This window comes from Pseudomonas urmiensis, assembly GCF_014268815.2.
GTDB lineage: Bacteria > Pseudomonadota > Gammaproteobacteria > Pseudomonadales > Pseudomonadaceae > Aquipseudomonas > Aquipseudomonas urmiensis.
Genome location: NZ_JABWRE020000001.1, coordinates 4,356,839 through 4,379,393, shown reverse-complemented (window position 1 = coordinate 4,379,393; position 22,555 = coordinate 4,356,839). Strand labels below are relative to the sequence as shown.

Below are 22,555 nucleotides of genomic sequence, written 5' to 3'. Positions count from 1 at the left end.
CCACTACTCAGAGATGAATCGACAAACCATCGGCCAGCGACTGCCGATAGGCACGCCAGGCTGGCACGCTACCCATCAGCAATGCCGCCCCAAGGATGATAGCCAGCAGCGTCCACTCATGTGCGCTGGGCCAGGCCAGTGGCAGGTACAAACCATAGTTGGCCTGCACATAGCCCTGGGCCAGGGCGATCCCGGTGTACAGTAGCCCCAGCCCGGCGGCAATACCGGCCACCGCCAGGGCCAAGGCTTCGAGCACCAGCAGGCCGGCGATATGCCAAGGCCGGGCGCCGACCGAACGCAAGATGGCCATCTCCCGCCGCCGTTCGTTGAGGCTGGTGAGAATGGCAGTGAGCATGCCGATCAACCCAGTCAGCACGACGAACAGCGACACCACGAACAAGGCCTGCTCGGCCGTGCCCATCAGGCTCCACAACTCCTGCAAGGCCACGCCTGGCAGGATCGCCAGCAACGGCTCAGTGCGGAACTGGTTGATCTCGCGCTGCAAACTGAAGGTGGCGATCTTGTTGTTCAGGCCCAGCATGAACGCGGTAATGGCAGCGGGCTGCAGGTCCATGGTCCGCGCTTGCTCGGCGCTGATCCTGCCGGCACCGCGTGCGGGCACGCCGTTGTGCCAGTCGATATGAATGGCCTCCATACCGCCGAGGCTGATGTGCAAGGTGCGATCGACTGGCGTGCCGGTGCGCTTGAGCACACCGACCACAGTGAACGGCTTGTCATCGTGCTTGACCAGGCTGATCGCCGCCACGCCGTGGGCCAGCACCAGTTTGTCGCCAAGCCCGTAGTGCAGCGCATCCGCCACTTCGGCGCCGAGCACCACCTCGAAGGGATCATCGGCGAACGCCCGGCCCTGGCTCAGTTCCAGGTGCTGGCGCCGACCGTATTGGTAATGGCTGAAGTAATCGCCCGTGGTGCCCATTACCCGGTAGCCGCGATGAGAGTCGCCCAGGGAGATCGGGATGGCCCACTTCACCCGTGGATCCTTGGCGTAATGCTGGTAGCTGTCCCAACGGATGTTGTTGGTGGCGTTACCGATGCGAAACACCGAGTACAGCAGCAAGTTGACCGACCCGGAGCGGGCGCCGACGATCAGGTCGGTGCCGCTGATGGTGCTGGCGAAACTGGCGCGGGCCTCGGTGCGCACGCGCTCGACGGCCAGCAGCAGGCACACCGACAGGGCAATCGCGAAAGCGGTCAGAAAGGCGGTGAAACGCCGGTTGGCCAGGCTGGCCAGGGCAAGGCGGAGCAGGTACATCAGGCCTCCCGGGGCTTGGCGGCGCGATTGAGTTCGGCCAGGGACAGGTGACGGTCGAACAGCGGTGCCAGGCTTTGGTCATGGCTGACGAACAGCAGGCTGGAGCCGGCCGCCCGGCATTCGTCGAACAGCAACCGGATGAACGCCTCGCGGGTATCGGCGTCCAGCGCCGAGGTCGGTTCGTCGGCGATCACCAGTTCAGGCTGGCCGATCAGCGCGCGCGCCGCCGCCACCCGTTGTTGCTGCCCGATCGACAGGGTGTCGGCACGTCGAGCGAGCAAGGCCGGATCGTCCAGCCCCAGGTGCGCTAGCAACACCGCAGCGGCCTGGTCGATGCTGCCGTGGCGCTGGCTGGCGCGTTCGGCGCGACTGCGTGAGAAGCGACAAGGCAACTCGACGTTCTCGCGCACCGAGAGGAATGGCAGCAGGTTGAACTGCTGGAAAATGTAGCCGGTGTGATCGACCCGGAAGCGGTCGCGGGCGCCTTGGCTCAGTTCACCGAGGGCCTGGCCAAGCAGGCGAATGCTGCCTTGGCCGGGCAGGTTCACCCCGCCCAGCAAACCGAGCAGGGTGGTCTTGCCGCTGCCGCTGGGGCCTTTGAGGAACATCGCCTCACCGCGCTCCAGGCGAAACTGGGCAATCTCCAGCAGTGGCGGCTGGCCCGGCCAGGCGAACAGCAGATCTTGCAGGTCGATCAGCGGCTGACTCATTTAGAAGGCGACCACCGCTTTGCTCGGCGTGGCCTCCACACCTTTCTGACCATTGGGGCCGATCAGCTGCAGATTGATCTTCTGCGTTGCCGGGAAGGCTTTGAACAGCGGGGTCAGGTCGAGGCTGCTGAGCTTGTCCGGCGTGGCGCAGGTCAATTGGTAGTGGGCATGGATATCGCTGTGCTGGTGCTCATGGGCGTCGCCGTCGTCATCAGCTGCAGGCTGGTCGCCGAATAGCGGGCTCTCCAGCTCTTGCGCGTCTTCGCTGCAACCGGCGGCCTTGGCCAGGCCGAACAGCTTCAAGGGTTGTTCGAGCTGCTGGCGCACGGCGGCGACTTTGGCCTTGTCGGCGTCGCTGCTGGCGGCGTGCTCGAAGCCCACCAGGTTCATCGCCGGGCTGTCCAGTTCCAGTTCCAGGGTGCTGCCGTCGAGTACCGCATTGAGCTTGGCCACACCATGTTCATGAGCGCCGAGGCTGCCGTGGGCATGGTCGTGATCATGGTCATGGTCGTCGTGGGCATGGGTCACGGCCAGGGGCAGCAAGGCGAAGGGCAGGGCGAGGAGCAGGCGGCGCATGGACGACTCCGGGAGCGTGCGGGAAGGGTTTGGTAATGTTATAACAACTTTTCTTGGCCACGCCAGCCGCTTGGCGAAGGTTTCATGTCGTGGGAGCATGGACGCCATTGATCCTGTTGGAAGGAAGGCTTCGTGAGAATACGCGGAACGATTGGTGACTGGCCGGTGGATCTGAGCATCGAGCTGGAACCGGAGGAGTGGGCGCAGTTGGGGCGTCAGCTGGAGGTGCCGGTGGCAGAGGCGGTAGTTTCCACGACGAGTGCAGCGCCACGCCAGGACGATGGCCAGTGGGCGGCGGCGCGTGAGGTGCTGCGCGCGGCTGGACAGATGAGTGGGCCAGAGTTGCTGGAACGCTTGGAAGGGCTGGCGGGCAGTACCGCGGCGGGCAAGCGCCTGCTGGTGCGCTTGCGCCATAGCAGTGAAGTGAAGGTGCAAAGCGGGGCGGATGCCCCGGTTTATCACTGGCTCGGATGAAAAGCATCGCGGGGCAAGCCCGCTCCCACGTGAGCTTAAGCTCTGTACGAAAAGCCTGAGACTTTTCATGCAGGCCTAGTGGCGAGCCACGTGAGCTTAAGCTCTGTACGAAAAGCCTGAGACTTTTCATGCAGGCCTAGTGGCGAGCCACGTGAGCTTAAGCTCTGTACGAAAAGCCTGAGACTTTTCATGCAGGCCTAGTGGCGAGCCACGTGAGCTTAAGCTCTGTACGAAAAGCCTGAGACTTTTCATGCAGGCCTAGTGGCGAGCCACGTGAGCTTAAGCTCTGTACGAAAAGCCTGAGACTTTTCATGCAGGCCTAGTGGCGAGCCACGTGAGCTTCGGCTCTGTACGAAAAGCCTAAGACTTTTCATGCAGGCCTAGTGGCGAGCCACGTGACCTTCGGCTCTGTACGAAAAGCCTAAGACTATTCATGCAGTCCCTAGTGGCGAGCCTCGTGGGAGCGGGCTTGCCCCGCGATGAGCGTTGGCGCTGTTAGAACAGCGCCGCCGCCAACTTGCGACGATAGACGCTGACCAGCGGGTGATCGCTGCCGAGCAACTCGAACACCTGCAACACTGCCTTTTGCGGCAAGCCGTTCTCATAGCCGCGATTACGCTGGAACAACTTCAGCAAGCCATCGAGCGCCGCTTCGTACTGCTGACGCGCCAGTTGCTGAATGCACAGTTGATACGCGGCCTCATCGTCCTGCGGGTTTTGCGCCAGGCGGCTCTTGAGCTCGGCCGCCTCCGGCAGGCTGGCAGCCTGGCGCAGGAAGGTCAGTTGCGCCTTGGCGCCGGCCAGGGCCGCCTTGTGCTCATCGGTCTTGACCGCATCGAGCACCACTTGCGCCTCACCCAACTCACCCCGCTCGGCCAGGCAGCGCGCATACAGAATCAGCGCTTCGGCATTGCTGTTGTCTTCACCCAGCAGGGTCTTGAGCGCGGTTTCGGCATCGGCGAAGCGGCTCTCGGCGAACAGCGCCTTGGCTTCTTCGAGCGGCGAAGCAGTGGGCGCCGCCGGCATCTGCACATGCGGTTCGAGCAGGGCGCGGATGGCCGACTCAGGCTGGGCACCGGCAAAACCGTCGACTGGCTGGCCGTCCTTGAACAGCACCACGGTGGGCAGGCTGCGGATGCCGAACTGGGCAACCACCTGCTGTTCCACATCGCAGTTGATCTTGGCCAGCAGCAGTTCGCCCTGGTAACCCTCGGCGATCTTCGCCAGTAGTGGCATCAGCGCCTTGCACGGCGCGCACCACTCGGCCCAGAAGTCCACCAGCACGGGCTTGTGGAAGGAGTTTTCGATGACCAGTTGCTGGAAGTTGGCGTCGGTGGCGTCGAAAATATACGGCAGGGCGTTGCTATCTGGGGCTTGGCTCATCGCGACTCTCGCAAATCTCTGGATGGCACCACTATAAAGGCTCGCGGCTGGCGTGGTACAGGCTGACCCGGCGGAATTCGTGTGGCTCGGCCAGGTCCGGCAGGGTCAGTGCTTCAAGCACCCCCAATGGCTGGTACAACGGGTGGCTGAAGTCGCGCACCCGCGAGTCAGCGACCAGCGCCTGGCGGCCTCGGCTAAGAAACGCATCGAGCAGTGGCAGGTTGGCGCGATCGTAGAGCACGTCTGCCACCAGGATCAGGTCGAAGCGATCGGCTTCGGCAAAAAAATCGCTGCTGTAACCCAGTTCGACCTCATTGAGCGCCGCGTTCGCCTGGCAGGCTTGCAACGCCAGCGGATCGAGGTCGCAGGCCACCACTTCCAATGCCCCCGCTCGCGCGGCAGCGATCCCGGCGATGCCTGAACCGGCGCCGAAATCCAGCACGCGCTTGCCACGCACCAACTCCGGGCGCTCGGCCAGGTAGCGCGCCATGGCCAGGCCGCTGGCCCAGCAGAAGCTCCAGTACGGCGGGTCTTCGAGGATGCGTTGGGTTTCTTCGCTGCTGAAGGCGCGATCCATGTTCTGCGCATCGATCAGCCACAGCTTCAAGGCGCACTGCGGCAGCTCGCTGGCGACCAGCCGCGCTTCACCGATCAGGCCGCTCAGGGCCTGTTGCAGATGCAACGGCGCCATCTATGGCGCCTTCTCGAAGCGCAGTGGGCCAGTGGCTTGGCTCGCGGCTTGAACAATACGCTGCGGTGGCAGGTGCATGATCAGCTGGCCGGAGCGGCTGGCGCGGCCACGCAATTCGACCCTGGCCCCGGCCGGGAATGCCTCGGGATTGAAGCGCAGCTGATAGGGCAGGGCCTGGCCGGTACCGATCAGGTTGCTGCTGGCCAGCAGGCGCTGCGGCCGGTCGCGTTCATCGATCACCAGCAGCGCCAGTTCGACGTCGGCGCCTGCCGGCACCTCCAGCAAGGTGCCGCTGATTTCGCGCTGGTAGGCCGGTAGCGGCCCCAGTGCCGGCGCCTTTTTCGCGACCTTGGGAGCGGGCGCTGCAGTGGGCTGCTCGCCTTTGGGTTTATCGCTGCTGCAGGCCGTCATCAGGCCAGCGAGACAGAGCACGACGAGCGCTCGATAGTGCATGGTGGAGTCCTTCACGGGCAGAATTGATTGGATGGTAACCCCTTTGGCTTGTCTTGCCAGTCGGATGCGCTACCATGGCCCTCCCTTTTTTTGTTGCCTGCCACCATGCACTGTCCCTTTTGCGGTGCCAACGACACCAAGGTCATCGACTCGCGCCTGGTCGCCGAGGGCGAACAGGTGCGTCGCCGGCGCGAGTGCGTCGCCTGCGGCGAACGCTTCACAACCTTCGAAACCGCCGAGCTGGTGCTGCCGCGGCTGATCAAGCAAGACGGTACACGCCAACCGTTCGATGAAGACAAGCTGCGTGCCGGCATGCAGCGCGCGCTGGAAAAGCGCCCGGTCAGCGTCGAGCGGCTGGAAGCGGCGCTGGCCCACATCAAGCACAAATTGCGCGCCACTGGCGAGCGTGAGGTCAAGTCGCTGGTGGTGGGTGAACTGGTCATGGCCGCGCTGCGCGAGCTCGACGAAGTCGCCTACATCCGCTTCGCCTCGGTCTACCGGCGCTTCCAGGACCTCGACGAATTCCGCGAAGAAATCGACCGCCTGGCCCGCGAGCCGGCTAAAGAGTAAGCATGCCCAGCCAGACCGCGATTCTCGACGCCCACTACATGGCCCAAGCCCTGCAACTGGCCCGCAAGGGCCAGTACAGCACCCATCCCAACCCGCGCGTGGGGTGCGTGATCGTTCGCGACGGCGAGGTGGTGGGCCAGGGTTGGCACGTACGCGCCGGTGAGCCGCACGCCGAGGTGCACGCACTGCGCCAGGCTGGCGAACGCGCTAAAGGCGCCTGCGCCTACGTGACCCTGGAGCCGTGCAGCCACCATGGGCGTACCCCGCCGTGCGCCGAGGCACTGGTCAAGGCCGGCGTCGCCCGGGTAGTCGCGGCCATGCAGGACCCCAATCCGCAAGTGGCCGGCCAAGGCCTGCGGCGCTTGGCCGAGGCGGGTATCGAAGTCGCCAGTGGCGTGCTGGAAAGCGAAGCGCGCGCGCTCAACCCAGGTTTCCTCAAGCGTATGGAACACGGGCTGCCGTTCGTCCGGGCCAAGCTGGCGATGAGCCTGGACGGGCGCACGGCGATGGCCAGTGGCGAGAGCCAGTGGATTACCGGCCCTGCCGCGCGCGCCGCCGTGCAACGCCTGCGCGCCCGCTCCAGCGTGGTGTTGACCAGCGCCGAAAGTGTGTTGGCCGACAACGCCCGGATGACCGTGCGTGGCGAACAGTTGGGCCTTGATGCAGAAACCACGGCCCTGGCCCTGTCACGCCCACCGCTGCGCGTGTTGATCGACGGCCGCCTGCGTCTGCCGCTGACGGCGCCGTTTTTCCAGGCAGGCCCGGCGCTGGTAGTGACTGCGGCGGCGGCTGATCCGCGTTACGCCCAAGCCGGTCACGAACTGCTGTGCCTACCCGGCGCCGAAGGCCGGGTCGACCTGCCCGGGCTGCTCAGGGCCCTGGCAGCGCGTGGCGTCAATGAAATTCTCCTGGAGGCCGGCGCCGGCTTGGTGGGGGCCTTCGCCCAGCTTGGCCTGATCGACGAGTTCCAGTTGTTCGTCGCCGGCACCTTCCTCGGCTCCCAGGCCAGGCCGCTGCTGGACTGGCCGCTGGCGCAGATGAGCCAGGCGCCGCGGCTGAAAATCACTGAAATGCGCGCCGTCGGCGATGACTGGCGGGTCACGGCCATCCCCCTGCCGGCCACCGGCGTATAATGCCTGGCTAGCCCAGCGCAGCCCTATTTGCGAGGACAACCGCATGTTCACCGGCATCATCGAATCCATCGGCACCATCCGTAGCCTGACCCCCAAGGGCGGTGACGTGCGCGTCTACGTCCAGACCGGCAAGCTTGACCTGGGCGACGTCAAACTCGGCGACAGCATTGCCGTCAACGGCGTCTGCCTGACGGCCGTCGACCTGCCGGGCGACGGTTTCTGGGCTGACGTCAGCCGCGAAACCCTCGAGTGCACCGCCTTCGACGACTTGAAAAGCGGCAGCCCGGTCAACCTGGAAAAAGCCCTGACCCCGACCACCCGCCTGGGCGGTCACTTGGTCAGCGGCCACGTCGACGGCGTCGGCGAAATCATCTCGCGCAGCGATAACGCCCGCGCCATCCAGTTCCGCGTGCGTGCGCCCAGAGAGCTGGCCAAGTACATCGCCCACAAGGGCTCGATCACCGTCGACGGCACCAGCCTGACGGTCAACGTGGTCGATGGCGCCGAGTTCGAGCTGACCATCGTCCCGCACACCCTGTCCGAAACCATCATGGCCGACTACCGCCCAGGTCGTCGGGTGAACCTTGAGGTCGACCTGCTGGCCCGTTACCTGGAGCGTCTGCTGCTGGGCGACAAGGCTGCCGAACCGAGCAAGGGCAGTAGCATCACCGAAAGCTTCCTGGCCGCCAACGGCTACCTGAAATCCTGATTGAGAAGGGGGTGCCGAGTGGCGCTCAACAGCATTGAAGAGCTGGTGGAAGACATCCGCCAAGGCAAGATGGTCATCCTCATGGATGACGAAGACCGCGAGAACGAAGGCGACATCATCATGGCCGCCGAGTGCTGCCAGCCTGAGCACATCAACTTCATGGCCAAGCACGCCCGTGGCCTGATCTGCATGCCGATGAGCCGCGAACGCTGCGAAACCCTCAAGCTGCCGCTGATGGCGCCGCGCAATGGTTCGGGCTTTGGCACCAAGTTCACCGTGTCGATCGAAGCCGCCGAAGGCGTCACCACCGGCATCTCCGCTGCCGACCGTGCGCGGACCGTGCAGGCGGCCGCAGCCAAGGACGCCAAGGCCGAAGACATCGTCAGCCCCGGTCACATCTTCCCGCTGATGGCCCAGCCTGGCGGTACCCTGGCCCGCGCAGGCCACACCGAGGCCGCCTGCGACCTGGCGCGCATGGCTGGCTTCGAGCCGAGCGGGGTGATCTGCGAGGTGATGAACGACGACGGCACCATGTCGCGTCGCGCCGAGCTGGAAGTGTTCGCTGCCGAACATGGCCTGAAGATCGGCACCATTGCCGACCTGATCCACTATCGGATGATCCACGAGCGTACCGTTCAGCGGGTTTCCGAGCAGCCGCTGGACAGCGAACTGGGCCAGTTCAACCTGGTCACCTACCGCGATTCGGTCGAAGGCGACGTGCACATGGCACTGACCCTGGGCAAGATCTGCGCCGAAGAGCCGACCCTGGTGCGGGTGCACAACATGGACCCGCTGCGCGACCTGCTGATGGTCAAGCAGCCAGGCCGCTGGAGCCTGCGTGCGGCGATGAGCGCGGTGGCCGAGGCCGGCAGCGGCGTGGTCCTGCTGCTCGGCCACCCACTCGATGGCGACGTGCTCCTGGCGCATATCCGCGAAAGCGCCGGCGAAACCCAGGTCAAGACGCCGAGCACCTACAGCACGGTCGGTGCCGGTTCGCAGATCCTGCGTGATCTGGGCGTGCGCAAGATGCGCCTGATGAGCTCGCCGATGAAGTTCAACGCGATATCCGGATTTGATCTGGAAGTTGTAGAATACGTGCCCTCTGAGTGACACAGGCGCGCTAGTTGCCCTGGCGCTCGTGTCCAAACCCTCCTGCAGGCCGTCTACGGCGGCCTCGCTCTTTAAAATGAGAACACCGGAATGACCCTGAAGACCATCGAAGGTACCTTCATCGCCCCCAAAGGTCGCTATGCTTTGGTGGTTGGCCGCTTCAACAGCTTCGTCGTCGAAAGCCTGGTAAGCGGTGCCGTCGATGCCCTGGTACGCCATGGCGTCAGCGAAAGCGACATCACCATCATCCGTGCTCCTGGCGCCTTCGAAATCCCGCTGGTTGCACAGAAAGTCGCCCAACAAGGCGCTTACGACGCGATCATCGCCCTGGGCGCTGTGATCCGCGGCGGTACCCCGCACTTTGAATACGTGGCGGGCGAATGCACCAAGGGCCTGGCCCAGGTGTCCATGGAGTTCGGTGTTCCGGTGGCCTTCGGCGTGCTGACTGTCGACTCCATCGAGCAAGCCATCGAGCGTTCCGGCACCAAGGCTGGCAACAAAGGTGCTGAAGCTGCCCTGTCCGCCCTGGAAATGGTCAGCCTGCTGGCGCAGTTGGAGGCCAAGTGATTAGCGACGAAAGCGATCGTTTCAACCCGCGCGATCCAAAACCTGCGGATGCCGGCAAGCCCTCGAAGAGCGCCAAGCGCCGCGAAGCCCGCAAGCTCGCGACCCAGGCCCTCTACCAGTGGCACATGGCCCGGCACTCGCTGAACGAGGTCGAGGCGCAGTTTCGGGTCGACAACGATTTCTCCGATGTAGACGGCGCTTACTTCCGCGAGATCCTGCACGGGGTTCCGGCCAAGGTGAAGGAAATCGACGAGGCTCTGGCGCCGTGCCTGGACCTTGCCCTGGAAGAGCTCGACCCGGTTGAACTGGCCGTTCTGCGCCTGTCCACCTGGGAGTTCATCATGCGCGCCGATGTGCCGTATCGCGTGGTGATCAACGAAGGTGTGGAGCTGGCCAAAGTGTTCGGCGCCACCGACGGTCACAAGTTCGTCAACGGTGTACTGGACAAGCTCGCTCCGCGTCTGCGTGAAGCGGAAGTCAAGGCGTACAAGCGCTGATTGCGGCGCTGACCAGCCATGGGTGAGTTTGAGCTGATCCGCCATTACTTCGCTGCCGCGCCCTGTGCGCAGGGCGGCGAAGGCGTGGCGTTGGGGATTGGTGACGACTGCGCCCTGCTGGACCTGCCTGCTGCGCAGCAGCTGGCGGTGTCCACTGATACCCTGGTCGCCGGCGTGCATTTTCCTGCCGTCTGCGACCCTTCGCTGCTTGGCCAGCGGTCCTTGGCCGTGGCCGCCAGCGATCTGGCCGCGATGGGCGCCACGCCCATTGGTTTTACCCTGGCGCTGACCTTGCCCGAGGTCAGCGCGCAGTGGCTGCAGGCTTACGCCGAAGGCCTCAATCGCATGGCCCGCCGCTGCGGCCTGAGCCTGATCGGCGGCGACACCACCCGTGGTCCCCTGAGCATCACCATGACGGTGTTTGGCCGCGTTGCACGTGGGCAGGCGTTGCTGCGCAGCGGCGCCCAGGTGGGGGATCTGCTGTGTGTCGGTGGTGAACTGGGCAATGCTGCTGGCGCCTTGCCGCTGGTGCTCGGTGAACGCCAGGTCGAAGCCGACTTGGCTGGGCCCTTGCTGGCCCATTACTGGTCGCCCTCGCCACAATTCGCCCTTGGCCAGGCCCTGCTTGGCAAAGCCACGGCGGCCCTGGACATCTCCGATGGTCTGTTGGCCGACTGCGGCCATATCGCCAAGGCCTCCCGGCGGGCGCTCGAGGTGAACCTGGCACAGGTGCCGGTGTCACCTGCTCTGCAGGGCTTTCTCGGCTCTGAAGCTGCGCGCCAGGCCGCGCTGATCGGTGGCGACGACTACGTGCTGGCCTTCACCTTGCCGCCGGCACAGCTTTCATCCCTGCGCGCCGCTGGTGTGCCGGTCCATGTCGTCGGCCGCGTGCTCGATGGCGAGGGCGTGCGCCTGCTGGACGAGCAGGGCCAGGACATCACCCCGCAGCAGCGGGGCTATCAACATTTTAGGGAGACACCGTGACCGACCACCCCAACCAGGTGCCTGCGGAGTTCGTTCCGCCCTCGGTCTGGCGCAACCCGTGGCACTTCATCGCCTTCGGCTTCGGCTCTGGCACTCTACCCAAGGCTCCTGGTACCTGGGGCTCCCTGGTGGCGCTGCCGTTCATCCCGCTGTGGCAGATGCTGCCAGACTGGGGCTACTGGCTGCTGCTGGGCGTGACCATGCTGTTTGGCTTCTGGCTGTGCGGCAAAGTGGCAAACGACTTGCGCGTGCATGACCATGAAGGCATTGTCTGGGACGAAATGGTCGGCATGTGGATCACCCTGTGGCTGGTGCCGGAAGGCTGGCAGTGGCTGCTCGCAGGGTTCCTGATGTTCCGCTTCTTCGACATCCTCAAGCCGTGGCCGATCCGCTGGATCGACCGGCATGTGCATGGCGGAGTCGGGATCATGCTCGACGATATCCTCGCCGGGGTCTTTGCCTGGCTGGGCATGCAAGTTCTGGTGTGGGCGGTGGCCTGATACTTAGGAGCGGGTGGATGGGCATAAGGACGGCGTTGCTGGCGATGTTGCTGCTGCTCAGCGGCAGCGTGTGTGCCGCTAACGTGCAGGGGCAGCACCCTGCGCAGATCCACCTGGTCAGTGAAGAATGGCTCGACTACACCAATGCCGACGGCACCGGGGTGGCCTGGGACGTACTGCGCAAAGTGTTCGAGCCGGCCGGGGTCAAAGTGCTGATCCAGAGTGCGCCTTACAGCCGCGCGGTGGGCTTGGTCAAACGTGGCGAAGCGGATGCCTGGGTCGGCTCCTACAAGGAAGAGAACGACGACAACCTCTATCCGCGTTGGCATTTCGACATGGACCATATCTATGCCTTGGGCCTTGCCAGCAAGCCGGAACCTACCCCTGAGAACATTGGCCAGTACCGGTTGGCCTGGGTGCGCGGCTATGACTACGGCAGTTACCTGCCCAATGTTCATCAATTCCGCGAGATCCAGCGGCGTGAAGGGATCCTGCCGATGCTCGAGCACGAGCGAGTGGATTTCTACATCGATGCGCTGACTGAAGTCGACTACGTGCTGGGCCAGGCGGCGCAGCCTGAGCGCTTCCGGCGTACCCATATCGCTGAGTTGCCGCTGTATCTGGCATTTGCCAAGAACGAACAGGGTAAATCCTTGAAAGACTTGTTTGACCGGCGCATGGAGCAATTGGTGCGTAGCGGCGAGCTGAAAGCGATCTACGAAAAGTGGCAGCAGCCGTATCCATTTACTGCGGACAGTCAGCCCCATTAAGTTGGCTTCTTCGCGGGCAAGCCCGCTCCCACAGCTACCGCGCAGATCTGAGGCTTGCGCTGAGTCATGACTGACTCAATACAAATGCTCTGACCGACTTGGCCCCTATGGCAGCAGCCGTATCCTTTTACTGCGCACAGTCAGCCACATTGAGTTGGCTTCTTCGCGGGCAAGCCCGCTCCCACAGCTACCGCGCAGATCTCAAGCCAGCGGTGAGTCATGACTGACACAATAAAAGTCTCTGAGCGACTTGGCCCCCTGTGGGAGCGGGCTTGCCCGCGAAGAGGCCAGTGCTGGCACCCTGCAATGTTCAATAAGCATCGAACTTTTCGATCTTAAGCCACGGTATTCAGCCTGCGCATATGCGCCAGCCTGCTGATACAATCGGCTCACGTGAAATTCCAAGTTACTTATCAGGAGCACAACGTGCCCGTCGTCTTTGTTGCCGCCTCGAAACTCCCGACTCCCTTCGCGACCTTCACCATGCATGGCTTTCTCGACGAAGCCACTGGCCGTGAGCACGTGGTGCTCAGCCTGGGTGATATCGCTGACGGCGAGCCGGTGCTCGGGCGCCTGCATTCCGAGTGCCTGACCGGTGATGCCTTGTTCAGCCAGCGTTGCGACTGCGGCTCGCAACTCGAAGCCGCCCTGCAAGCCATCGCCCGTGAAGGCCGTGGCGTGCTGCTGTACCTGCGCCAGGAAGGTCGTGGCATTGGCCTGTTGAACAAGATCCGCGCCTATGAGCTGCAAGATGGCGGCGCCGATACCGTCGAGGCCAACGAGCGCCTGGGCTTCGCCGCTGACCAGCGCGACTATGCCATGTGCCTGCCGATGCTCGAGCACCTGGGCGTCAAGGCGCTGCGCTTGATGACCAACAACCCGCGCAAGGTCAAGGCGCTGACCAGCATGGGCATCAACGTCGCCGAGCGCGTGCCGCTGCATACCGGCCACAACCCGCACAACCGCCTGTACCTGGCGACCAAGGCTGGCAAGCTTGGCCATATGATGGGCACCGAGCACCAAGGCGAGGTGCCTCAGGCGTGACCCGCAGCGAGGTGAAGCGGCGCCTGGCGCTGGCCTGGTGGCAATACCTGGCAGTCGGGCTGTTGCCGCTGCCAGTGATGGCCTGGGCCTTCGGTGGTGGCGACGGACTGATCCCGGTGCTGGCCATGCCACTGTTCATCGCGGGAGCCGCGACCATGTTCCTCAGCCTGCCACGTTTCGGTGCCTACAAGCGGGCGTTGATTGCCACCTCCAAGGTGCTCGGCACCCCTGAAGAGCCGGCCGCCTGGATCGAGCTGGCGCGGGTGCGGCGCATGGCCATGCTGTTCGCCTGCATCCCCGCCTGGGTCGCCGCGTTGTCAGTCTTGGTCGGGCTGGAAGCGGTAGCGCAAATCCTTCTGGCGCTGTCCACCTTGGTGCTGCTGTACCTCTATCGCATTCCGCGTCAGCTGGGCTGATGCGCGTCTTTCTTTGCCTGCTGTTGCTACTGGTTGGTGGTGCTCACGCAGCGGCTGGGCCACGGGTAATCAGCCTGGCGCCGTCGATGACGGAAATCATGCTCGAGCTGCACGCCGATGACCTGCTGGTGGGGATGCTCGACGGCGGCGAACGGCCCGCAGGGTTGGCTGCGTTGCCTTCGGTGGGGCGTCACGGCCAGCTGGACATGGAACGCCTGCTCAGCCTCAAGCCCGACTTGCTGCTGCTCTGGCCTGGCAGTGTTGCCCCGGCCCAGCGCGATCAGCTGCGCCGCCTGGGCATCGCTACCTTCAGTGATGAAGCGAAAAACCTCGACCAACTGATCGAGCAGATCGAGACCATCGGTGTGCGGGTGGGTCGCGCTGAGCAGGCTCGGCACTATACCGCGCAACTGCGTGCCCGCCTGCAAGCGCTGCGCGAGCGCTACCAACGTGATCGGCCGCTGGCGGTGTTCTATCAGGTGTGGGACAAACCGCTGTATACCTTGGGTGGCCAGCAGATCGTCAGCGATGCGCTGACTGTCTGTGGCGCGCGCAATGTCTTTGCCGACCTGACGCAGCCGGCGCCGCTGGTCAGCGTAGAGTCGGTGCTGGCGCGTGATCCAGAAGTGATCCTGGCCGCTGACAACGCGCAGCTGACGCCGTGGAAGGCCTGGCCGCAACTGCGGGCCACGGCCAATCAGCAGCTGCTGGTGGTGCCAGACAAGGGCCTGGAGCGGCCCAGCGGGCAGATGATCGAAGCGACCGCCAAGCTCTGCGCAGTGCTCGACGCTAGAGTGCCGGCGTCCAGGTAAGGCTCAGCAGCCAGGTGCGGCCTTCTTCGCGATAGCCGTAGTTGCTGTTGTCATAGCTGTACAGCGCACGGCTGTAGCCTTTGTCCAGCAGGTTATCCAACTTCAGGTCGACCCTGATCTGCTGGCTGGCCGTCCAACTGCCACGCAGGCCAAGCAAGCCATAGCCTGCGAGCCGATTGAGGTTCTTCTCCTCGTTGTAGCTGCTGCTGACCGCCTGCCAACTGCCACCGACACTGAACCGTTCGAACTGCCGATCGACATCCAGGCTCAGGGTGCGACGGGCGCGGCGGGCCAGGGTGTGCCCGCTGTCGCGATCACGCGGATCGATCACCGCCAGGCCCAATTGGGCCTGCCAGGCTTGCCACTGCTGATGCAGGGTCAGCTCCACCCCGTCGATGCGCGCGCTGGCCACGTTGTAGGGCTTGGTCTGCATGTCGGGGAAGATGATCGCGTCACGCAGGTCGGTGCGGTACAGCGAGGCTTCCAGGCGGCTGCTGCTGGTCAATTGGCTGCGCCATTGCAGCTCGTAACTCTTGGAATGCTCGGGCTTGAGCTCAGGATTGCCGTACTGAGGATCGTAGAGATCATTCAGCGTTGGTGCGCGAAAGCCCTCGCTGTAGGACAGCAGCAGGTCGTTGCGCTCGGTTACCGGCAGGGTCAGGCTTGCACTCAATGTGGTTTCGCGGCCGAACTGCTGGTTGCGGTCGTGGCGCAGGCCAAGTTCGCTAGAGAACCCTTCGCCGGCATAACGATGCTGCACAAATACCGCACGGTTCCAGCGACTGCCCTCGATGAACTCGGTCGTGCCCTGAGCGCGGTCCTGATACCAATCGCCACCCAGCAACAGGCTGTGGCGTTCACCCAGGCTCAGGTCGTTCTGCCAGGTGACCTGGTCACGGTAGGTGTTGTAGACGAAGCGCTCAGCGCTGAGTTTGTCGCGCTTGTCGTCGCGGTTCTCGCTGTGGCCCAGTTCCAGGCGCGAGTGCCAGACGTCGTTCACCTGCGCGTCGAAGTAGCTGCCTACGCTGCTGACACTGAAGTCAGTGTAAGGCTTCTGGCCGAAACTCTCGAAGGTGACCGGGTCGAAGCGCCCGTAAGGGTTGTCGTATTCACTGCGACCACGGCTGTCGAGCAGGTTCAAGCCGGCTTCGAAGCGCTCGTTGAAGGAGTGGCTCAGGCTTAGGTTGAATGATTGGTTGCGATAGGCGTCATGGTCACCGTCGCTGGCAAAGGACGGGCCGGTCGAGTCGATGCCAGCGGTTTCGTCCAGGCTGGCGCCCAGACTGAAACGGGTAGCGCCGTCACCGCCAGACAGGCCCAGGCTGCGCTGCCAGGTTTGGTTGCTGCCGGCCGCCAGGCGCAGGCGCGGTTGCAGGCCAGGGCCGCTGCTGCGGCGGGTGAAGATCTGGATAACCCCGCCAATGGCGTCGCTGCCATAGACCGCCGAGCGCGAACCGCGCAGCACTTCGATGCGCTCGATCTGGTCGACGTCGAGAAACTGCAGGCCGCTGTCGCCAGAGGTGGCGTTGGCGATACGTACGCCGTCGACCAGCACCAGGCTCTGGGCGGCCTTGGTGCCGCGGATGAAGATCCCCGGTAGGCTGCCGCGACCGCCGGTGGGGGCGACCTGGACGCCGGGCACGCGGGTCAGTAGGTCGCTGACGCTGCTCGGTTGCAGGCGGTCGATGTCGCTGCGGGTGAATACGCTGTTGGCAGCGCTGGTGGTGGTGCGCGATTCAACCTGGCGGCTGGCGCTGATCAGCACGTCGGGGAGTTTCAGGGCGTCGTCGCGGGCCGGTTCGGCGGCCAGCAGGGTGGTCGGCAAGCAGAGCAGGGTGGTGAGGGTTGGGATTTTCACTGGCAGTTCCATCGCTATCGCGGGGCAAGCCCGCTCCCACGCAGATGGGCGCTATGTGCACGCCTGCGTGGGAGCGGGCTTGCCCCGCGATTGAGCCGCAAAAAATCAGAGGCTGAGCTTGGCCATCCGCGCGCGCACCGATGCTTCGATCCCCGCCGCATCCAGCCCGCATTCGGCCAGCATCTGTGCAGGCTTGGCGTGTTCGACATAGATGTCCGGCAGCCCCAGGTGCAGCAGCGGCTTGAGCAGCGCCTCGCGAGCGAGGAACTCGCCCACCGCAGCGCCCGCGCCGCCCATGATGGCGTTCTCTTCGATGGTCACCAGCAGTTCGTGGTTGGCCGCCAGCTCGCGTATCAAGGCCTCATCCAGTGGTTTGACGAAGCGCATGTCGACCACGGTCGCGTTGATCTGCTCAGCCACGTGTAGGGCCTCGGCCAATTGCACGCCGAACACCAGCAGGGCGACTTTCTCGCCCTGGCGACGGACCACGCCTTTACCAATTTCCAGCGGCTCAAGATCGCCACTGATCGGCGCATTCGGGCCAGTGCCACGCGGATAGCGTACCGCAGCCGGGCCGTTGTACAGGTGGCCGGTGCTGAGCATCTTGCGCAGCTCGTTCTCATCGCTCGGGGTCATCACCAGCATGCCGGGGATGCACCGCAGGTACGACAAGTCGTAGCTGCCAGCATGGGTCGGGCCGTCTTCACCGACCAGGCCGGCGCGGTCGATGGCGAACAGCACATCGAGGTTCTGCACCGCCACGTCGTGAATCAGCTGGTCGTAGGCACGCTGCAGGAAGGTCGAGTAGATCGCCACCACCGGCTTGGCGCCTTCGCAGGCCATGCCCGCAGCCAGGGTCACAGCGTGCTGCTCGGCAATGGCCACGTCGAAGTAGCGCTCGGGGAAGCGCTCGCTGAACGCCACCAGGTCCGAGCCTTCCTTCATCGCCGGGGTAATGCCCACCAGGCGATTGTCGGCGGCGGCCATGTCGCACAGCCATTGGCCGAACACGGCGGAGTATTTAGGGCCGCTGGCTTGTTTCGGCGCGACCGGTTTGTCGGCAGGTTCGAGCTTGGTAATGGCGTGGTAGCCGATCGGGTCGACTTCGGCGGGGGCGAAGCCCTTGCCCTTTTTGGTCACCACATGCAGGAACTGCGGGCCCTTGAGGTCACGCATGTTGCGCAGGGTGGCGATCAGGGTCGGCAGGTCGTGGCCGTCGATCGGGCCGATGTAGTTCCAGCCCAGCTCTTCGAACAGGGTGCCGGGAACCAGCATGCCCTTGGCGTATTCTTCAGTGCGCCGGGCGATTTCCCAGGCTCCAGGCAAACGCGAGAGGACCTTCTTGCTGCCCTCGCGCATGCTTGCGTAGGTGCGGCTGGAGAGGATCTTGGCCAGGTAGTTGGACAACCCGCCGACGTTGCGCGAGATCGACATGTCGTTGTCGTTGAGGATCACCAGCATGTCGGCGTTGACTTCCTGGGCGTGGTTCAACGCCTCGAAGGCCATGCCCGCAGTCAGCGCGCCGTCACCGATCACCGCGATCGATTTACGCGGGCTGTTTTGCAGGCGGGCGGCAATCGCCATGCCCAGCGCGGCACTGATCGAGGTGCTGGAGTGGCCGACGCCGAAGGTGTCGTACTCACTTTCGACGCGGCGCGGGAAGGCGGCGATGCCATCCTTCTGGCGCAGGCTGAGCATGCGCTGGCGGCGGCCGGTGAGGATCTTGTGCGGGTAGGCCTGGTGACCGACGTCCCACACCAGACGATCGTCCGGGGTGTCGAAGACGTAGTGCAGGGCAACCGTCAATTCGATCACGCCCAGGCCGGCGCCGAAGTGCCCGCCAGTCTGACCAACGGTATAGAGCAACTCCTGGCGCAATTCGTCGGCCAGGTTCTCCAGGTCGGCTTCAGCCAGCCGGCGCAGGCCGGCGGGCGTATCGGCGCGGTCCAGCAACGGGGTGACCGGGCGTTCGCGGGGGATCTCTTGAAACGTCGTGGGCATCAGGCGAGTCGTTATAGGTTTGAAGACGCGGCAGTTTACCCCATTGTGTAGGAAGCTGCCCATTCACAGGGGGGGCGGTCCAAGCTTGCTGAAGCAATACCGGCGGCGTGGCGAGATCTGCTTAGTTTAGTGGCGCCGCTCGACGATATAGCGGGCCAGCGCGCGCAGCGGCTCGGCGTTATCACCAAAGCCCTGCAATGCAGCCAGCGCCTGGTCGCGCAGCTCGATCGCGTAGGCCTTGGCCGCATCCAGGCCAAGCAAGGCTGGATAGGTCGGTTTGTCACGGGCTATGTCAGCGCCCTGGCGTTTGCCCAAGGTGGCGGTGTCACTCTCGACGTCGAGGATATCGTCCTGCACCTGGAAGGCCAGGCCGATGGCCTGGGCATACACCTGCAAGGCATCCAGTTGGGCCTGTTCGGCGCGCGCGCTGGCCAGGGCGCCGAGGCGCACGCTGGCTTCGATCAGGGCGCCGGTCTTGTGCCGGTGCATGTACTCCAGGGCTTGCTGGTCGAGCTTCAAACCCACCGAGCCGAGGTCGATGGCCTGCCCGCCGACCATGCCGGCAGGGCCGGCGGCCTTGGCCAGGGTTTGCACCATGTCCAGGCGGGTGGCAGCGGTTTGGCTGCTCAGGCGCGGGTCGAGCAGGGCGTCGAAGGCCAGGCTCTGCAGGCCGTCGCCAGCGAGGATCGCGCAGGCTTCGTCGAATTTTTTATGGGTGGTCGGCTGACCACGGCGCAGGTCGTCATCGTCCATCGCCGGCAGGTCATCGTGGACCAGCGAGTAAGCGTGGATCAGTTCGACCGCACAGGCCGCGCCATTGGCGTCTTCGGCCGGCGCGCCAAAGGCTTCGCAGGCGGCATAGGCGAGCAGCGGGCGCACGCGCTTGCCGCCATTCATCACGCTGTAGCGCATGGCTTCATAGAGCCGCTGCAGCTCTGCCGACGGCGCCTGGAACAGCTGTTCGAGAGCGGCATCGACGCGTGCCTGGCAGGTGGCCTGGTAGCTATTGATCATTCTTGCGGCTCCGCGTCGAACGGCTGAGCGGCCAGCTCGCCGTCGCGCTCGAGCAGGATTTGCACTTTTTGCTCGGCCTGGGCCAGGGCGCCCTGGCAGTCACGGGTCAGGGCGATGCCTTGCTCGAAGGCGGCCAGCGACTCTTCCAGCGACAATTCACCGTTCTCCAGGCGCTCGACCAGCGCTTGCAGATCGGCGAGGGATTGTTCGAAATCGATGGAGGTTTTTTTGCGGGCCATGGCGACTGTCTCGGTGGCATTCAGAACGGCGCGACACTAGCAGAGCGGGGCAGGGGGAGCAAATTGCCGAGGCCTATCGTTCGTCGCATTTTGTTTCATTTGCCTGCGAATATTCGTATTGCAATTTCAGAGTCTGTCCGATTGTGGCGTTCAGACCCCTCTGCCATAATCCCGCGCGCTCTGCGCCGGGGCTTGCATGGCAGCCGCCGCCCCTCCCTCCACGTCACGTAACGGACTACGTTGTGAGCTTCCTTTCGATCGAATTCGGCTTGTGCTTCACGCTGTTCTTCCTGCTCTATTGGAGCCTGTGCTGGAGCGTGCGTTTGCAGAATGCGCTGCTGCTGACCGCCAGTTATGCCTTGGTGGCCAGTTTCAGCCTGCAATCGCTGTACATCCTGCTCGGCTACAGCGCACTGGTGTACCTGCTCGGGCAATTGACAGCGCGCTATCCCGGGCGCTGGTTCAACCCGGTCTTGTTACTGGCCCTGGTGCTGGGCTGCTTCTATCTATTCAAGTACCAGGAGTTCTTCGTCGCGGGTGCGCAGAGCGCGCTGGCAGCGCTGGGGCTGACGGTTTCGCTGCCGATTCTGGAGTTGCTGGTGCCGATCGGGCTGTCGTTCTATGCCTTCCACTCGGTCAGCTACCTGGTGTCGATCAATCGCCGTGAGCTTGCGCCTGTGCCCGTGCTGGATCTGGCGCTGTACCTGGCGTTCTTCCCCAGCCTGGTGGCGGGGCCGGTCAATCGTGCAGCGCACATGCTGCCGCAGATTCGCCCACAGGCCATGCGCCAGGTACTCGAGCCACAGCGTGCGCTGGGGCTGATCGCCCTGGCGGTGGTGAAGTTATTCTTCTTCAGCGCCTGGCTGGGCAGCGAGTGGGTCGATCCGGTATTCGACACCCCCGGCAGCGCCAGCCCCGAGCAGGTGCTGCTGAGCGTGTATGGCTACAGCTTCCTGATCTATTTCAACTTCAGCGGCTACACCAACCTGGTCACCGGTATCGCCCTGCTATTGGGAGTGCGCTTGCCGGACAACTTCAACGCCCCCTACGCGGCACATAACCTCAAGGAATTCTGGGCGCGTTGGCACATCAGCCTGTCGCGCTTCATCCGCGATTACGTGTACATCCCGCTGGGCGGCAACCGGCAGGGGGTGTGGCGGGGCAACCTGAACATGTTGCTGGCCATGCTGGTGTCCGGCCTGTGGCACGGCGCGAGCCTGAACTTCATTATCTGGGGCGCGCTGCATGGCGTCGGTCTGGCGATCTATAAGCTGTTCGACCAGTTGTTGCCTGGCTTTGCCCGACTGCCTGGGGCAGGGCTGCTGGCTCGCCTATTGACCTTCCATTACGTCGCCTTCGCCTGGATTTTCTTCCGCAGCCCAACCCTGGACAGCGCCCTGGAAATGCTCGGCGATATTGCCCAGGTCAGTGTCGCGGGGCTGAATTCGTCCAGCGGCCTGCTGATTCTGGCCAGCGTGCTGTTGGTGGCCAGTTATCCCCAGTGGCTGAGCTTGCTACGCCAGGGTTTCGCCGCGAGCCAGCGGTTGCCCTGGCAGCTCTATCCGATCCCGCTGGCGTTGTTCGTGTCGCTGGTGATCTTCGCTTCGCAGTCGGGTGTGCCGGGGTTCATTTATGCCAGCTTCTAATGCCACGTCGTTGTCCCAGGTGCAGCTGAGCGCGGCCAAGGCGCTGTACGCCATCGTCGTCACCACGCTGTTGTTGTTCTGGCTGAACCAGGACTCGATCAAGCTCTATTGCCAGCAGAAGTATCACCAGAGCTGTGAGCTGCCGGTCATTGGCCAACTGCCGGCCTGGCGCCTGGGCGCGGGCTTGACCATGGCATTGGGCGAGGCGCGCGACAGCTTCCTCGACAGCCTCGAGCGCCAGACCCAGCTCGCCAAGGCGCCAGAGCCGCAAGTGCTACCGCCACCAATGCCGGTGGTGACGGTCGATCTGGAGCGACCACTGCTGCCGAGCAAGCCGCCAGCTAGGGCCGTGCACACTGCGGCGGCGCCATCGGTAGCAGCTGATGCTGTGACGCCGCCAGTCGCCGCCGCGCCGGCGCCCACACGTCCGTCAACTGCGCCACCGCTATTACAGCCGGGCACCGTGGCAGCCTTGGCGGCCGGTGATGAGGTATTCCTGGTCGGCGACTCACTGATGCAGGGGGTTGCGCCGCATCTGGCCAACAGCCTGCGCAAGCGCTATCAGATCAAGACCGTCAACCTCAGTCGGCAGAGTACCGGCCTGGCCTACCCAGGCTTCTTCAACTGGCCCAAGACCGTCGCCGAGACCCTTGAGCGTGAGCCGAACATTCGCCTGATGGTGGTGTTCCTTGGCCCCAACGATCCGTGGGATATGCCCCAGGGCAAGGGCAAGCCGTTCCTGCGCTTCAAGTCGCCGGAGTGGGAAGTGGCCTATCGCGCCCGCATCGATGCGATTCTCGAGCAGGCACGGGCGCATCAGGTCCAGGTGATCTGGGTCGGGCCGCCGAATATGAATCAACCGCGGCTGTCTTCGGCCATGGCCTATCTCAGTGGTCTGTACCAGCAGCAGGCAACGCTGTTCGGCCAGCACTTCGTTTCGGCCAACCCGTTCCTCGGCTATCCGGACGAGCAGTTCTCCTTTACCGTGCAGTCGCCGCAAGGCAAGCGAATCAAAGTCCGTTATGACGACGGCGTGCATTTCACCATCACCGGGCAGAAGATGATTGCGGCGCAGGTACTGTCGCTGATCAGCTTCCCGGCCCTCACCGTTACAGGACATTGACC

25 protein-coding genes are annotated in these 22,555 nt (G+C 64.1%); 15 read left to right on the top strand and 10 right to left on the bottom strand.

Translation table 11 applies throughout. The features are described from left to right. Positions 1–7: 7 nt before the first annotated feature. The 3 genes from HU737_RS19790 to HU737_RS19780 are packed head-to-tail and all read right to left on the bottom strand — an operon-like array spanning position 8 to position 2,559. The gene (locus HU737_RS19790) at positions 8–1,273 is read right to left on the bottom strand and encodes an ABC transporter permease (RefSeq protein WP_186557336.1); all 1,266 of its coding nucleotides are present in this window, start codon (positions 1,271–1,273) and stop codon (positions 8–10) included. Next, complete coding sequence (locus tag HU737_RS19785; protein WP_186557337.1) at positions 1,273–1,983, bottom strand: ATP-binding cassette domain-containing protein; 711 nt, start codon at positions 1,981–1,983, stop codon at positions 1,273–1,275. The genes HU737_RS19790 and HU737_RS19785 overlap by 1 nt, the downstream gene beginning before the upstream one ends. After that, complete coding sequence (locus tag HU737_RS19780; protein ID WP_186557338.1) at positions 1,984–2,559, bottom strand: DUF2796 domain-containing protein; 576 nt, start codon at positions 2,557–2,559, stop codon at positions 1,984–1,986. A 132-nt stretch (positions 2,560–2,691) separates the two neighbouring features. On the opposite strand from HU737_RS19780, the gene HU737_RS19775 reads away from it, so the two are divergent. Further along, the gene (locus tag HU737_RS19775) at positions 2,692–3,033 is read left to right on the top strand and encodes a hypothetical protein (RefSeq protein WP_186557339.1); all 342 of its coding nucleotides are present in this window, start codon (positions 2,692–2,694) and stop codon (positions 3,031–3,033) included. 495 nt (positions 3,034–3,528) lie between these two features. Here the strand turns inward: HU737_RS19775 and trxA are convergent, their stop codons facing one another. The 3 genes from trxA to HU737_RS19760 are packed head-to-tail and all read right to left on the bottom strand — an operon-like array spanning position 3,529 to position 5,560. After that, entirely contained in the window at positions 3,529–4,416 is an 888-nt protein-coding gene (gene trxA, locus HU737_RS19770) for a thioredoxin (RefSeq protein ID WP_186556616.1), read from the bottom strand. A gap of 31 nt (positions 4,417–4,447) precedes the next feature. Then, positions 4,448–5,107: a class I SAM-dependent methyltransferase gene (locus HU737_RS19765; RefSeq protein WP_186556617.1), complete on the bottom strand. Its 660-nt coding sequence runs from the start codon at positions 5,105–5,107 to the stop codon at positions 4,448–4,450. Beyond that, complete coding sequence (locus HU737_RS19760) at positions 5,108–5,560, bottom strand: YbaY family lipoprotein (RefSeq protein WP_186556618.1); 453 nt, start codon at positions 5,558–5,560, stop codon at positions 5,108–5,110. Between the two features lie 105 nt (positions 5,561–5,665). Between HU737_RS19760 and nrdR the strand changes: the two genes are divergently transcribed. The 12 genes from nrdR to HU737_RS19700 all read left to right on the top strand — a co-directional run bounded on the left by nrdR (position 5,666) and on the right by HU737_RS19700 (position 14,672). Then, positions 5,666–6,130 carry a transcriptional regulator NrdR gene (gene nrdR, locus HU737_RS19755; RefSeq protein WP_186556619.1) on the top strand — a complete coding sequence of 155 codons (465 nt, stop codon included), beginning with the start codon at positions 5,666–5,668 and terminating at the stop codon, positions 6,128–6,130. Between the two features lie 2 nt (positions 6,131–6,132). Next, positions 6,133–7,263 carry a bifunctional diaminohydroxyphosphoribosylaminopyrimidine deaminase/5-amino-6-(5-phosphoribosylamino)uracil reductase RibD gene (ribD, locus tag HU737_RS19750; RefSeq protein ID WP_186556620.1) on the top strand — a complete coding sequence of 377 codons (1,131 nt, stop codon included), beginning with the start codon at positions 6,133–6,135 and terminating at the stop codon, positions 7,261–7,263. Positions 7,264–7,306: 43 nt separating this feature from the next. Beyond that, on the top strand, positions 7,307–7,972 hold the full coding sequence (locus tag HU737_RS19745) for a riboflavin synthase (RefSeq protein WP_186556621.1): 666 nt from the start codon (positions 7,307–7,309) through the stop codon (positions 7,970–7,972). A gap of 18 nt (positions 7,973–7,990) precedes the next feature. Then, a complete protein-coding gene (ribBA, locus tag HU737_RS19740; protein ID WP_186556622.1) occupies positions 7,991–9,082 on the top strand; it encodes a bifunctional 3,4-dihydroxy-2-butanone-4-phosphate synthase/GTP cyclohydrolase II in 1,092 nt (363 codons plus the stop codon). A gap of 90 nt (positions 9,083–9,172) precedes the next feature. Continuing rightward, positions 9,173–9,649, top strand: coding sequence for a 6,7-dimethyl-8-ribityllumazine synthase (gene ribH, locus HU737_RS19735; protein ID WP_003255395.1), 477 nt, complete (start codon positions 9,173–9,175; stop codon positions 9,647–9,649). Then, on the top strand, positions 9,646–10,146 hold the full coding sequence (gene nusB, locus HU737_RS19730; RefSeq protein WP_186556623.1) for a transcription antitermination factor NusB: 501 nt from the start codon (positions 9,646–9,648) through the stop codon (positions 10,144–10,146). Before ribH ends, nusB begins: the two co-directional genes overlap by 4 nt. An 18-nt stretch (positions 10,147–10,164) precedes the next feature. Beyond that, positions 10,165–11,130, top strand: a complete 966-nt coding sequence (thiL, locus tag HU737_RS19725; RefSeq protein ID WP_186556624.1) for a thiamine-phosphate kinase — start codon at positions 10,165–10,167, stop codon at positions 11,128–11,130. After that, a complete protein-coding gene (locus HU737_RS19720) occupies positions 11,127–11,630 on the top strand; it encodes a phosphatidylglycerophosphatase A family protein (RefSeq protein WP_186556625.1) in 504 nt (167 codons plus the stop codon). Before thiL ends, HU737_RS19720 begins: the two co-directional genes overlap by 4 nt. A 17-nt stretch (positions 11,631–11,647) precedes the next feature. Further along, complete coding sequence (locus HU737_RS19715) at positions 11,648–12,400, top strand: substrate-binding periplasmic protein (protein ID WP_186556626.1); 753 nt, start codon at positions 11,648–11,650, stop codon at positions 12,398–12,400. A gap of 426 nt (positions 12,401–12,826) precedes the next feature. After that, positions 12,827–13,444, top strand: coding sequence for a GTP cyclohydrolase II (gene ribA, locus HU737_RS19710; protein ID WP_186556627.1), 618 nt, complete (start codon positions 12,827–12,829; stop codon positions 13,442–13,444). Beyond that, complete coding sequence (locus HU737_RS19705) at positions 13,441–13,860, top strand: MFS transporter (protein WP_186556628.1); 420 nt, start codon at positions 13,441–13,443, stop codon at positions 13,858–13,860. The genes ribA and HU737_RS19705 overlap by 4 nt, the downstream gene beginning before the upstream one ends. Next, on the top strand, positions 13,860–14,672 hold the full coding sequence (locus HU737_RS19700) for a cobalamin-binding protein (protein ID WP_186556629.1): 813 nt from the start codon (positions 13,860–13,862) through the stop codon (positions 14,670–14,672). The genes HU737_RS19705 and HU737_RS19700 overlap by 1 nt, the downstream gene beginning before the upstream one ends. Here the strand turns inward: HU737_RS19700 and HU737_RS19695 are convergent. The 4 genes from HU737_RS19695 to HU737_RS19680 all read right to left on the bottom strand — a co-directional run bounded on the left by HU737_RS19695 (position 14,650) and on the right by HU737_RS19680 (position 19,784). Further along, positions 14,650–16,542, bottom strand: coding sequence for a TonB-dependent receptor domain-containing protein (locus HU737_RS19695; RefSeq protein ID WP_186556630.1), 1,893 nt, complete (start codon positions 16,540–16,542; stop codon positions 14,650–14,652). The genes HU737_RS19700 and HU737_RS19695 overlap by 23 nt on opposite strands. Before the next feature lie 93 nt (positions 16,543–16,635). Further along, entirely contained in the window at positions 16,636–18,531 is a 1,896-nt protein-coding gene (dxs, locus tag HU737_RS19690) for a 1-deoxy-D-xylulose-5-phosphate synthase (protein ID WP_186556631.1), read from the bottom strand. 126 nt (positions 18,532–18,657) lie between these two features. Beyond that, positions 18,658–19,545, bottom strand: coding sequence for a (2E,6E)-farnesyl diphosphate synthase (gene ispA, locus HU737_RS19685; RefSeq protein WP_186556632.1), 888 nt, complete (start codon positions 19,543–19,545; stop codon positions 18,658–18,660). Further along, positions 19,542–19,784 (bottom strand): exodeoxyribonuclease VII small subunit, encoded by a 243-nt coding sequence (locus tag HU737_RS19680; protein ID WP_186556633.1) that lies wholly within the window; start codon positions 19,782–19,784, stop codon positions 19,542–19,544. Before HU737_RS19680 ends, ispA begins: the two co-directional genes overlap by 4 nt. Positions 19,785–20,026: 242 nt before the next feature. Between HU737_RS19680 and HU737_RS19675 the strand changes: the two genes are divergently transcribed. Both HU737_RS19675 and HU737_RS19670 read left to right on the top strand, forming a co-directional pair. Then, the gene (locus HU737_RS19675) at positions 20,027–21,430 is read left to right on the top strand and encodes an MBOAT family O-acyltransferase (RefSeq protein WP_186556634.1); all 1,404 of its coding nucleotides are present in this window, start codon (positions 20,027–20,029) and stop codon (positions 21,428–21,430) included. Next, positions 21,417–22,553, top strand: coding sequence for an SGNH/GDSL hydrolase family protein (locus HU737_RS19670; RefSeq protein ID WP_186556635.1), 1,137 nt, complete (start codon positions 21,417–21,419; stop codon positions 22,551–22,553). The genes HU737_RS19675 and HU737_RS19670 overlap by 14 nt, the downstream gene beginning before the upstream one ends. The last annotated feature ends 2 nt before the right edge of the window (positions 22,554–22,555 follow it).